General features: G+C 72.8%; 11 protein-coding genes. 6 read left to right on the top strand and 5 right to left on the bottom strand.

The features are described 5' to 3' along the window. Positions 1-35 precede the first annotated feature (35 nt). Positions 36-383 (bottom strand): PRC-barrel domain-containing protein, encoded by a 348-nt coding sequence (locus ACFYUY_RS12215; protein WP_360206573.1) that lies wholly within the window; start codon positions 381-383, stop codon positions 36-38. Between the two features lie 301 nt (positions 384-684). Between ACFYUY_RS12215 and ACFYUY_RS12210 the strand changes: the two genes are divergently transcribed. Then, on the top strand, positions 685-1,500 hold the full coding sequence (locus tag ACFYUY_RS12210) for an SAM-dependent methyltransferase (protein ID WP_387900476.1): 816 nt from the start codon (positions 685-687) through the stop codon (positions 1,498-1,500). A gap of 265 nt (positions 1,501-1,765) precedes the next feature. Here the strand turns inward: ACFYUY_RS12210 and ACFYUY_RS12205 are convergent, their stop codons facing one another. Then, the gene (locus tag ACFYUY_RS12205; protein ID WP_360206207.1) at positions 1,766-2,257 is read right to left on the bottom strand and encodes an FBP domain-containing protein; all 492 of its coding nucleotides are present in this window, start codon (positions 2,255-2,257) and stop codon (positions 1,766-1,768) included. 631 nt (positions 2,258-2,888) lie between these two features. Between ACFYUY_RS12205 and ACFYUY_RS12200 the strand changes: the two genes are divergently transcribed. From ACFYUY_RS12200 to ACFYUY_RS12190, 3 genes are all read left to right on the top strand, one after another. Further along, complete coding sequence (locus tag ACFYUY_RS12200) at positions 2,889-3,731, top strand: ABC transporter ATP-binding protein (protein ID WP_387900264.1); 843 nt, start codon at positions 2,889-2,891, stop codon at positions 3,729-3,731. Next, positions 3,725-6,304: an FtsX-like permease family protein gene (locus ACFYUY_RS12195; protein WP_387900262.1), complete on the top strand. Its 2,580-nt coding sequence runs from the start codon at positions 3,725-3,727 to the stop codon at positions 6,302-6,304. The genes ACFYUY_RS12200 and ACFYUY_RS12195 overlap by 7 nt, the downstream gene beginning before the upstream one ends. 190 nt (positions 6,305-6,494) lie before the next feature. Then, positions 6,495-7,226 carry a hypothetical protein gene (locus ACFYUY_RS12190; RefSeq protein ID WP_360206216.1) on the top strand — a complete coding sequence of 244 codons (732 nt, stop codon included), beginning with the start codon at positions 6,495-6,497 and terminating at the stop codon, positions 7,224-7,226. Between the two features lie 556 nt (positions 7,227-7,782). On the opposite strand, the gene ACFYUY_RS12185 is transcribed toward ACFYUY_RS12190, so the two are convergent. Further along, positions 7,783-8,493: a CHAP domain-containing protein gene (locus tag ACFYUY_RS12185; protein WP_387900260.1), complete on the bottom strand. Its 711-nt coding sequence runs from the start codon at positions 8,491-8,493 to the stop codon at positions 7,783-7,785. Positions 8,494-8,744: 251 nt separating this feature from the next. Between ACFYUY_RS12185 and ACFYUY_RS12180 the strand changes: the two genes are divergently transcribed. Then, positions 8,745-9,938 (top strand): hypothetical protein, encoded by a 1,194-nt coding sequence (locus tag ACFYUY_RS12180; RefSeq protein ID WP_387900258.1) that lies wholly within the window; start codon positions 8,745-8,747, stop codon positions 9,936-9,938. Between the two features lie 287 nt (positions 9,939-10,225). After that, entirely contained in the window at positions 10,226-10,630 is a 405-nt protein-coding gene (locus ACFYUY_RS12175; protein WP_387900256.1) for a hypothetical protein, read from the top strand. Between the two features lie 43 nt (positions 10,631-10,673). Here ACFYUY_RS12175 and ACFYUY_RS12170 read toward each other — a convergent pair whose 3' ends face one another. Next, positions 10,674-11,030: a hypothetical protein gene (locus ACFYUY_RS12170; RefSeq protein ID WP_387900254.1), complete on the bottom strand. Its 357-nt coding sequence runs from the start codon at positions 11,028-11,030 to the stop codon at positions 10,674-10,676. A 64-nt stretch (positions 11,031-11,094) separates the two neighbouring features. After that, positions 11,095-11,820: a TetR/AcrR family transcriptional regulator C-terminal domain-containing protein gene (locus tag ACFYUY_RS12165; protein ID WP_360206230.1), complete on the bottom strand. Its 726-nt coding sequence runs from the start codon at positions 11,818-11,820 to the stop codon at positions 11,095-11,097. Positions 11,821-11,972 lie beyond the last annotated feature (152 nt).

The following is an 11,972-nucleotide window of genomic DNA, read 5'->3' as shown; positions in this document are numbered from 1 at the left end:
TCAGGGCTCGGGGCTCAGGGCTCAGGGCTCAGGGCTCAGCGGCGGGCGAGGCGCCGTTCGCCGCCGGCACCCGTGGCGTAAGGGAGCTCGTAGTGCGCGAACACGGCGGGCTCGTCCTCGGCGGGCAGGACGTCGTCGGTGCCGATCGACGGGGCCTGCTTGACCTGGCCCTTCGAGAACGGGACGCGGACGTACTTCGGCCCGACCACCGCGCCGTCCAGGGGAACGAACACCAGCCGGCGCCGGGTCGCCAGGCCGATCGCGACCGTGGCGAAGAAGGGCTGGTCGGAGGCCGTCTCCACGTAGACGGCCTCCAGCGAGCCGATGCGGTGGCTCTTCTCGTCGACCACCGCGTGGCCGCGCCACTCCCGGATGTCTGCCATGTCGATCGCCACGACCCTGACCTCCCGTCTCCCGGCGCCCTCGTGTCGCAGCGCTCCGGCGCTACGGTGCCGGGACCTCCCATCCTGCGCCGGGACGGCGGACGGCGCGCGGCGAGGCGCCGGGGTCGCGCGGGGCCCACCTGCGGGCGAAACGGGCATAGAAGGGGTATTCCGGGGCGACCCGACCATCCGCCTCCACCGCCTTGACCAGGGCTTTAAGCTGTCCGCCAAGAACGCTGCAAGTAGATCGTCAGATCTTCGACAGATGGGGGCGACGGTCATGCCCGTGGGCTACGAGAGCATGTGGGATCCCGGCCGACCCGGAGTCCCCGCCGACCTGAGACCCGACATCCCGCACCCGGCCCGGATGTACGACTACTACCTCGGCGGGAAGGACAACTTCCCCGCCGACCGCGCCGCGGCCGAGAAGGCCCTCGCGGCCAACCCGGAGTTCCGCTCCACCGCGCGCGCCAACCGCGGCTTCCTCACCCGGGCCGTACGCTGCGTCGCCGACCTCGGCATCGACCAGTTCCTCGACATCGGCACCGGCATCCCCACCGCCGGCAACACCCACGAGATCGCCCAGGCCGTCAACCCGGCCGTGCGCGTCGTCTACGTCGACAACGATCCCATCGTGCTCAGCCACGCCCGCGCACTGATGTCCGGAACGGGCTCGGGACGCACCACCGTACTCCAGGCCGACCTGCGCGAACCGGCCGCGGCACTCGCCGCCGTCGAGAGCGAGGAACTCCTCGACTTCTCCCGCCCGATCGGCCTCGTCCTGGCCGCGGTGCTGCACTTCCTGCGCGACGAGGACAAGCCCTACCAGGTGGTGACCACCCTCCTGGACGCCCTGCCGTCCGGCAGCCACCTGATCCTCTCCCACGGCACGGCCGACTTCATCCCCGCCGCGGTCCGCGACCGCGTCACCGGCGTCTACGACAAGGCCACCGCACCCCTCGTCGGCCGCACCCGCGACGAGGTCCGCGCCTTCCTCGACGGCCTCGACGTCCTCACCCCGGGCGTCACCACCGTCCCCCTCTGGCGCCCCGAGACCACCCCCTCCCCCGACGCCGACCGCGTCAGCATGTACGGCGCCGTAGCCCGCAAACCCTGACCGGCTCGCACCAGCCGTCGGGAAAATATGCCGACCGGTCTACCGATTTACGCAGCAGCGCTGACCGGTGCCCGTCCACCCGCGCAGGAAGTCGACCACATCGACTTCCTGCGCACTCAGCAAGGTCAGCATCCGCCTCTCCCGGTCCGGCCCCGCAGAAAATCTGCAGACCGGTCTACAGATTCAGTGCCGGCCCTCCCCTTGCCGCACACGGGAAGTCGACCGGATCGACTTCCCGTGCAGGACCTGTCGTCGACGCTCGCCGTCAGGCCGCGACCTTGGCGACGAACGCCGCGAGGTTCACGACGGACCGCTGAATCCGCTCCTCCAGGGTGAGCGACTCGTGGAAACCCGACCCCGGGCCCGCGTCCTTCTTGCCCCGGACGTACAGCGAACAGGCGAGGTCGCTGCAGATGTAGGCACCCACGGAGTTGCCCTGCTTCCCCGCCTTGCCCGCCCTCGCGGCGACCATCAACGACACACCACCGGTGTGCACGGTCACGCAGATCGAACACATGCTGCGCCGCCCCTGCCACGCGGCGGCACCGGGACTGCGCAGCGCGACGGCCACGACGCGCCCGTCCGACTCGGCGGCGAGATAGGCCCGATCGGGAGCCTGCGGATCCCGCCAACCGAGGAAGTCCAGCTCCCCCCAGGGCCGCTCGACCAGGTCCCGGGGGACGAACAGCCGCTTGGCCTCGCCCTTGCTGCAGTTCAGGAAGGCGGCTCGGATCTCTGGTTCGGTCAGCTGCTTCATAATCGGCAGGCTAATTTACCTAAACCAATTAGGCAAATACATAACGCCCATCGCCCACGAGGCCCGCGAGGGGGCAGGCGGGTGAGTCCACCGGGGTGCGGTGTCACCCCGCTGGTGAACTCCTACTGCTCTCCCGTGCTCGGGAACCTATGACAGGAGCCACGGTTGCCGGCCGGCCGGGGGCGCGCGGCGGATCCTGTCCGAGTACCCCGCACCTGCCGAGCCTGGCCGGCGCGGCGGGCCGAAGGCGGGAAGCCCGGCGTGGCCGCAGGAGGGAGCGGGCCTGCGCTGACGTGCAGTTGGGATTCGTCCGGCCCTTCCGACCGGGGCGACGGCGCCAACACCCCTACAGGCATTCGCAGTTGCGGCACGGGCGGGAGAGCCCAGGTTCGGGGCGCACCCTGCTGCCCGTCGGCGTACGGGTCAGGGGTTCCTCAGGGTCGAGATCAGGGGCAGTCCGGAGGTGCGGGCGCCGCTGGCGGGCCTAGCGTCGGGTGCGGCGGGTGATCGTTGCCGCCCGGCCGGTCCAACCGGCCGTCGGATCCAGGGAGATGGCGAGCGAGTGTTCCGGAACAGGGCTCTACCGACGCGGGCTGCGCGTCCCGTACCCGGCACCGCGGCGGACGCGGGCGTGGCCGACACCGTCCGCCTGATCGGTGTGCACAAGGCGTACCGGCGCGGCGACAGCTCGGTGCGGGCGCTCGACGGGGTGGACGTCGCCTTCGCGGCGGGCACCTTCACCGCCATCATGGGCCCGTCGGGATCCGGCAAGTCGACGCTGCTGCAGTGCGCGGCGGGCCTCGACCGGGTCGACGCGGGCCGGGTCCTGCTGGACGGCGCGCCGTTGAACAGGCTCTCCGAGCGCGCCCTGACCGAGCTGCGTCGCGCGCACATGGGCTTCGTGTTCCAGTCCTTCAACCTCGTAACCGCTTTGACGGCTCGCCAGAACGTCGAGCTTCCCCTGCGCCTGGCGGGCCGAGCGATCGATCCGGCGGCGATCGAGCGGGGCCTGGCCGAGGTCGGTCTCACCGAGCGCGGCGAGCACCGGCCCGCCGAGCTGTCGGGTGGCCAGCAGCAGCGGGTCGCCATCGCGCGTGCGCTGGCCGCCAGGCCCAAGGTGATCTTCGCGGACGAGCCCACCGGCGCCCTGGACTCGCGCACCGCGCGCGAGGTCCTGGCCCTGCTGCGCGGGGTCGTCGAACAGCACGGCCAGACGGTGATCATGGTGACGCACGACCCGGTGGCCGCCTCCTACTCGCAGCGGGTGGTGCTGCTCGCCGACGGCCGGGTGACCGGCGAGCTGTTGGAGCCGACGGCCGAGGGCGTGGCGCTGCGCATGGCGGCCCTGGAGCCGGGCGGCGGGCCGGGATCGGGCGCCCGGGACGGAATGGACGGGCCGTCGGAAAGCGAACGGCTAAACAGCGAACGGCGAAACGAGGCAGGCCTCGGTGGGAATCGGGCGAAGCCGTGCTGAGCCTCGCCCTGGCCACGCTGCGCCACCGCCTCACGGGCTTCCTCGGCGCCTTCGTCGCCCTCGCGCTCGGCACCACGATGATCGGCATGATGGCGCTGACCCTGGCCGCCACCTTCGGCACGCCGCACCCGGGGCCGCAGCGGTTCAGGGCGGCCGCGACGGTGGTCGCCCCGCTGGGCTTCGATGGGCAGCCGATGAAGGCCCCGGCGGTGCTGTCGGCCGAGGTCGTCGCACAGGTGACCGCGGCGGGGACGACGACCGCCGACCGTAGTTTCCCGGTCCGGCTGGACGCGGGCTCCTCGGGAGCGACCAGCCAGGTGGGCCGGACCGGCCACCCCTGGTCCTCGGCCGCCTTCGCGGGCTACCGCCTGCTCGCCGGGCGTGCCCCGCAGGCGGCGGGCGAGATCGCCGTCACCGGTGGCGCGGAGTCGCTGGTCGGCCGGACGGTGGAGGTGGGCACTGCGGCCACCGGCACCGGCACCGGCACCAGCACCAGCACCAGCACCAGCACCAGCACCAGCACCAGCAAAACGTCCCACGGCGCCGCCTCCGACGGCGCCCCCGCGCCCGGCGGGCCCCGCCGCTACACGGTGGTCGGCGTCACCGACGCGCTCTGGTTCGAGAGCGCGGTCTTCTTCGGCGACGCCGAGGCGCAGCGCCTCTCCCCCGGCGTCAACGCGCTGGTCACCGACCAGGACCCGGGGCGGCTCGCGGCCGCCGTCGCCGGACGGGCCGTGGTCCTCGGGGGCGCGGACCTGACCCGGCTCGACCCCGACTCCACCGGCGGCGCGCAGGCGCTGGCCGACGCCCAGGCGATGGCCGGCAGTACGACCGGACTCGCGGTGTGCGTCGCGGTGTTCGTGGTCACCGCGACCTTCGCGTTCGCCGCCGAGCAGCGCCGCCGTGAGCTGGCGCTGCTGCGGCTGGTGGGTGCCTCGCCCCGGCAGGTGCGGCGCATGGTGCTCGGCGAGGCGCTGCTGATCGGGGTGGCGGCCGCGGCCGTCGGCTGCGTCCTGGCCCCGCTGGGGACCGTGCCGCTGCGGTCGTGGATGCTCGGCCACGGCGTGGCCCCGGACTGGTTCACCATCCCGATCGGCCTGCCGGCCCTGCTGGTCGCCTTCCTCCTCGGCGTGGCCGCGGCGCTGGCCGGCTCGGCCTCGACCCTGGTCCGGGTCTCGCTGGTCCGGCCGGTGGAGGTGCTGCGCGAGAGCGTGGTGGAGCGGCGTGCGATGACGCCGGTCCGCTGGCTGCTGGGTGCCGGGATGCTGGTCGGCGCGGTCGCCGCGGGGGTCGTCATCGCGCGCACCGAGCCGTACCTCGCGGCGAGCGCGCGCAAGTACGAGGCCGTCCCGGTGCTCTACGTCGGGGCGTTCACCCTGCTGGCACCGGTTCTTGTGCGTCCGGTCACCCGGCTGGTGGTCGGCCCGTTGCGCGGCTCCGCCAAGGCCGGCCCGCTGCTGGTGCGCGAGAACGTCCTCACCGCCCGGCGGCGGACGGCGGCCACGGTGGCGCCCATCGTGGTGGCCGTCGGGCTGGTCGGCACGCTGCTGACGATGCAGCGGTCCGGTGACGCGGCGGTGCTCGCCCGCCAGCAGCAGGAGGTCCACGCGGCGGGCGTGGTCGTGCCGGGCGGTTCCGGGATCGACGCCGGGACGCTGGAACGGCTGGCGGCGGTCCCGGGGGTCCGGGTCACCCCGGTGACCTCGATGAACGTCCGGATCGGCACCGCCGCCGGCGACCAGATCGACTCGCTGAGCACCCTCGCGGTGCCCGCCGCGGCGCTGGGCACCACCATCACCCCGCCCGTGCGCTCCGGTTCACTCGCCTCACCGCCGGCGAACTTCCTGGTCATCGACGAGCACGCGGCCGAGTCGGACGGCCTCGCGGTCGGCGACCAGGTGGTGGCCCTGCTGCCGACCGGAGTGCGGGTGCCGACCGTCATCGCGGCGGTCGTGGCCCGCGGCCTGCACGGCGACGACACCTACCTGTCCGCCGCCGTGACCGGCACACCGGCGCCGACCCAGGCCTACCTCGACTCCGAGACGGGCCGGGGGCGTCCGCTCGACGAGGGGCAGACCGCCGCGGTTCGCCGGGCGCTGACCGGCTCCAGGGCGCACCTCACGACCTACGACGCCTACCTGGAGGCGCGCCGCACGCAGGCCGCCGAGCAGACCGACACCGCGGCGGTGGTCATCCTGGGGATCGCGCTGGCCTACGCGCTGATCGCGGTCGCCAACACGCTGGTCATGGCGATGGCCGGTCGGCGGCGGGAGTTCGCGCTGCTCGGCCTGGCCGGCGCGGTGCGCGTCCAGATCGTCAGGGTGGTCGCGGCCGAGTCCGCCGTCGCCGTCCTCGTCGGCACCGCCCTCGCGGCGGCGGCGACCGTCGCCGCGGCCGCGACCCAGCACGCCTCGCTGAGCCGACTCGTGCCCGACGCACCGACCGTCGTCCCGTGGTGGCAGATCGGCGCGACCGTCGCGCTCTGCGCCGTGGTCACCGTGGCCGCCGCCTCGTCGGCGACCGTCCGCGCGACCCGCGGGCGCGCGGCCGAGGCGGCGGGCGGGCGCGAATAGCGAAGCGGAGCGCTGATCTGACGGGCCCATCGGACGAGCCGACCGGACGGGACCGATCGGTTCCGCAGGTCGGTTCGGCTGACCCGGTCGGGCGACTGAGGAGGGGCGACCGGTAGGGAACACGTGGTGAATCAGTAGGGATCAGAAATCGGGTATCGCCGATCAGTTCGATACTGATAGCTTCCTCGACGTGGCAAAGCTGAACCAGATCATCGCCGTCGAAAAAGGCGTCAAGTCGAAGTCCTTCCAGGAGCTGACGCAGGCCCATCAGGATCTGCAGAAGCCCGCTCTGCTGGCCGGGATCTCCCGTGCGTACCAGCCCAAGGACGAGGAGGGCGAGCAGCTGCCTCCCGAGTCGACCCGGGTGCAGCTGAAGGCCGAGGACGTCCTGCGCTCCACCGCGGTGACCCTCACCCGGCTGTTCGACGTGACGGCCACCAAGGACTGGGCCAACGTCGGCGCGAGTGCGGACGTGGTCGTGGACGGCCAGGTGCTGCTCGCCCGCGTCCCGGTGCCGTACCTGCTCTTCCTCGAGAAGCAGCTCACGGACCTCTTCACCTTCGTGAAGAAGCTCCCGGTGCTGGACGCCTCCGAGTCGTGGAACCTGGACGCGTCCACCGACTCCTGGAAGACCGAGCCGGTGCGCACCATCCGGACCAAGAAGGTCCCGCGCAACCACGTCAAGGCCGAGGCGACCGACAAGCACCCGGCCCAGGTCGAGGTGTACTACGAGGACATCGCCGTCGGCTACTGGACCACCGTCAAGTTCTCCGGCGCGCTGCCGGCCCGTCGGGTGAACGAGCTCGCCGAGCGGGTGGAGAAGCTCCAGCAGGCCGTCAAGTTCGCCCGCGAGGAGGCCAACGCGGTGGAGGTCACCGACCAGCGGGTGGGTGACGCCGTCTTCGGCTACCTGTTCAGGTAGCCCCATGATCGCCCGCCCGGGGAGCCGGGCGGGTGCGCCGAGCACGTCACCTCGCCCGCCGAGCCGGGCGGGTGCGTTGCACGGCGCGAAAAGCTGACACTGATGTTGAAGCTGACCAAGGGGTCACAGTGGAGGTTCGAATCCTCCCCCCGGCACCACGGGCCGGGGTAGCCCAAGCCAGGCAGAGGCAGGCCCCCTCAAACTCAGATTCTCGCTCCAGTCTCAGCATTCGCCGCCGAACGCCGGATCGACCGGGTGCGGACGAATATCGACGAATGCAGGTTCAAGTCCTGTCTGTGCCGCTCCGTGGCACGGTAGTTCAAAGGTAGAACGCGTCGGTTTCAATCTGATCCGCGACCCTTAAACGTGCCGGTGTGCGCAATTGGGCGGCAAAAAGGGGCCCGGGAGCTGGCTACGCTCCCGGGTCCTCTCGCGTTTCGTGCGGCCGTCGGGCGGCTCCTGCCGTCAGGCCCGACGAGCTGCCGTTAGGCGTTGCGTACCGTCAGGCCCTACGTGCTGCCGTCAGGCGTTGCGTACCGTCAGGCGCCTCGTGCCGTCATGCGCCGGGCGGGGTGACGTAGCCGGTGACGGGCAGGCCCTTCGCACCGCCGGTCGCGTGCTCGGGGTCGAGGTGGCTGCGCAACGTGACCTTGTCACCGTAGTTGCCGTCGACGGTGTCGATCGTCCCGTCGCCGTGCACCGCGACCACGACGGCGACGTGACCGCCGGTCTCCCGCGGGGCCGGCTTGCCGTACACCACCAGGTCGCCGGGCTCGGGCCGGGCCGCGCCGCGGTCGTGCCACAGGTGGTGCTTCTGGCCCCAGGCGCCGACTCCACGACCGGTCAGGTCGGTCGGGACCTCCTTGACCCCGGCCTTGCGCCAGGTCCACTCGGCGAAGGCCGCGCACCAGGAGGTCCTGCAGGTGTGGCTCCCGCCCGGGAAGTACTTGTCGCACTCCGCGCTGCCCTCCCGCACCCCGACCTCGCCCCGGGCGACGGAGACGATCCGGTCGCGGAGCGCGGAGCCCACCCGCGTGGCGGGGGCACTGGTGACGGCACTCGCGTCCGTGCCGCCGCCGGTGGCCGCGGCGTCCGCCGCGCCGGCACTCACGCCGAGGACGCCGCTGACGACGAGCGCAGCGACGAGCGTGCCGACGACGCGCCCCGTCCGGGCGAGGGGCACCGCGTGGGGCAGAGCACGGGACGAGGCGCGGTCCGTGCCGCGCTCCGTGGTGCGGTCCGTGGCGCGGCGGTGGTCCTGGTTCACGGGGATCACTCCTTCGGGTTCACTCCCCGCCCGGGCACGGCGAAGGAAGTCCCGGGCCGGGACGGGGATTTGGGAGGCGTCGGCGAGCGCCGACGGCAATCACCATGCCACCGGGCGGGGCGCCGTCGGTAGCCTGGGCCGGTCCCAGGTGTCCCAGAGCCCGCCCGTCCGTCCCACACGCCTGTGACCTGCACCGACGTGGTGGACTTGGGACGGCGGCGGGTCGCCGGGAAGGCGCGAGGAGGAGGCAGATGAGCGGCAGTCGGCCCACCCGGGGGCGTGCGATCCCCCTTCCGCACCCGCCGGACGTCCAGGAGTGGACCGGCCTGATCGCCACGCTGACGGCTCAGCTGGACCTGCAGGGGCGGTCACTGGAGAACCGGTCCACCAAGGCCGGCCGCCCGGTGGGCAAGAGCACCTGGCACCGCGTCCTGACCGGCCACACCCTGCCCTCGGCTCAGGTGCTCGACGTGATGCTCGGCAGCGGCCGGTTCACCGACGCGCAGCGCCGCTCGCTGCGCACCGCCTGGGAGAAGGCCGCCGACTGCCTCGACCGGACCGACAGCACCCGCCGCGCCGCCTCACCGCCCGAACCGGTCGAACCGGTCGAACCGGTCGAACCTGCCGCCGCTCCGGCCACCGATTCACTGCCCATCACAGCCCTTCCTCGCCGCCAGGCCCGCGCCCGCCGGACCGCAGGCCGACTCACCGGCGCACTCACGGCCGCGGCCGCCTGCGCCCTCTTCGGCCTCCTCTGCCTCCTCGGCCTCCACCTCCTCGGCGGCTCCGCCCCCACGCCCGTCGAGGACTCCGCCGACGCCGTCGCCCCGACCGTCGCCCCCACATCCCCCGCGTCTCCCACGTCCCCCGCGTCCCCGACGACGACCTCGGTTCCCCTGACACCCCCGGTGCCCCAGGCACCCCCCGCCACCCGCCCCGCCCCGGCCGGACGAGCCGCCCCGAGCACCCCCGCCACCGAACGGCCGCCCCTCGTCCAACCCGCGCCGGCCACCGAGCGCCCCGGCGTCGAGAAGGGCACGCTGGGCGAGGACAGCCGCTGCAGCCGCCCCTTCCAGGGCCCCGACGTCGTCACCTGGCGGGTCTGCGTCCTGGTGGAGGCCGACCGGGTCTCCTTCGCCCTCAAGGTGACGAACCGGGCCAGCGCCCCCACCCGGGCCAAGGTCCACCTCGAGTTCGCCCGCGCCGGGACCATCCACCCCTGCCCGGGCGCCGCCACCGCCCACGTCATCGACCTCGACGCCGGCACCACCGTCCTCACCCCGCCCGCCGACTGCACCTCCGAACGCCAGCCCACCGCCCTCTCCTACCAGGCCCTCGGCCGGGTCGTCGCCGCCGACGCCACCGACGCCGCCTACAACGTCTCCCCCACCGCCAGCGTCTACCCCACCAGCCCCACCATCTGGCGCCCCGACCTCCTCGACTAGCGCACGGCCAAGGGGTGTCGGCCCGTCGCGCGACGGCGTGCCCGGAGCATTCGCTGGCGAGGCCCGGCCCGCCGGGCGGCACCGCCGCGCCATCCGCGCCGAGGCCCTGCGGGTCGGCGTGCCGTCGGTGCAGCGATGAGGGCAGGACCGGCGCGAACGCGGGGAGGACCGTCACGGCGTCAGGTTCCGTTCGGTTCGGTCCCGCGGATCGTCAGCCTCTGATCGTCAGCCTCTGACGGACTTCACCTCAGTGACCCGAGGGGTTCCAGCGTGAGAGCCTCACGCTCATGGCCACTGAAACCGAGGTAGGCGAGCTGTTGCACCGACGTGGCTGGCGGACGGCGTTCACGGTCGCTGACAGGGTGAACGCGTGGGCCGCCCTGGTGAGTGCCGTCGAGCGCGGCTACGACGACGACATCTACGAGTACACCAACGACCTCTATTGCCGGAACTGGCTCCACGAGGCATGGCTCCTGCTGGACGACCACGTCGTCCAGCTCTGGACTCCTCGGATCAGAGCCCTGGACGGGCGGTACCGGGCCGCGACCGTCGATGACGACGGCCAGGCGCTCGAGCAGTTCCACCGACTGCCCGGCCCCGACCTGTGGTGGTGGCGACGGCACCCCCGCGCCCTCACCGGGGACCTGGGGCGATCACTTCGCTCGGCCGGCGCCATCGACGGCGTCCCGTGACCGGCATGGCCCTCCGGCACCTCCGGCGACGGCCTGCCGCCGGTCAGGGCCGGGGGCGTGCTGCTTCCAGGGCGTCGGCCCGGGCCTGGAGGTCTGCCGCGATGGCGTCCCAGTCCGGGCCGTGCAGGTAGAGGCTGTGGGCCGCCTCGCGCAGCAGCTCCGGGTCGTCGGGGCGCTGGAGGAGGAGCAGGCGGTAGGCGAGGTTCCGGACCCAGACCGGCAGCTCGCCGTCGACGATGTGCGGGCAGAGTTCGCGGAGCATGGCGAGGACGGAGTCCGCGTCGGCGAAGGTCAGCCGCTCGACGAAGAGGAACTCCTCGTGGTTGCCGGCGCACTCGGGCGCGGGGCGGTACTCGTCGCCGAAGACGCACCGGGCGTGTTCCGTCAGGGTGGTGTGCATGCCTCGGAGCGTACGGCGCCGTGACCGACCCGGGCGGAACCATCGGATCCGACGGACGGAGCGTTCAGCGCGGCGCGAGGCCGTTGATCATCAGGGTGAGGGTGAAGTCGAACCGGTCGTGGCCCTCTCCGGCGGTGAGTTCGGCGGCGTGGCGGGTGGTATGGGGGAAGGTCGCGGCGGGCAGGGCGGCGAAGCGGCGGAGCAGTTCGTCGCGGTCGAGGACCCAGGCGTCGTCCTCGTGCGCCGAGCGCTCGCGCACGATCGACAGTTCGAGGCAGTACGCGGCCACGTAGAGCAGGAGGGCGTCGACGGCCCAGGCGGCGGCCTGCGGGGCGATTCCCCCGGCGAGCAGGATGCCCAGCAGGCCTTCGTTGACGCGGATGGTCTCGAGGTCGGTGGGCGCCATGGCGAGGGCGGCCCGGGAGATCCCCGGGTACTTCAGGTACTGGTCGCGGATGCGGGTGCAGACGTCGCGGATCTGTTCCTGCCAGGCCGCGGGGTCGGGCCGGGGCAGGTCGAGCTCGGCGCAGAGCCGTCCGATGAGCAGGTCGTCGAGGTCGGCCTTGTTGACCACGTGGGCGTAGAGCGAGGCGGGCCCGGTGTCGAGTGCGCCGGCCAGTCGGCGCATGGTCAGCGCCTCGTAGCCCTCCGTGGCGATGACTCCGAGCGCGGTGTCGATGACCTGCTCGACGGTGATCGGGGCGGTGCGGCGCCGCCGCCTGGTGTCAGCGGGTTCGGCCTCGGGGTTGGGCGGCTGCTGTCGCGCCGCGCGTCGCTCTCTCGGGTTCACCCGACCATCATAGCTTGACACGAACGCTGTTCGTTAATAGAACGGTGTTCGTAACGAGAGACAGGAGCACGCCGTGAATCCGACCAAGGGCATCCAGCAGGACCCGAAGCACGATGCGAGCCCGGAGCCCGGCCCGGATCGGGCCGCCGCTC

Source organism: Kitasatospora sp. NPDC004745, from assembly GCF_042873275.1.
GTDB lineage: Bacteria > Actinomycetota > Actinomycetes > Streptomycetales > Streptomycetaceae > Kitasatospora.
Note: the sequence above shows the minus strand (reverse complement) of the source record. Positions and strands in the feature narration are given on the sequence as shown.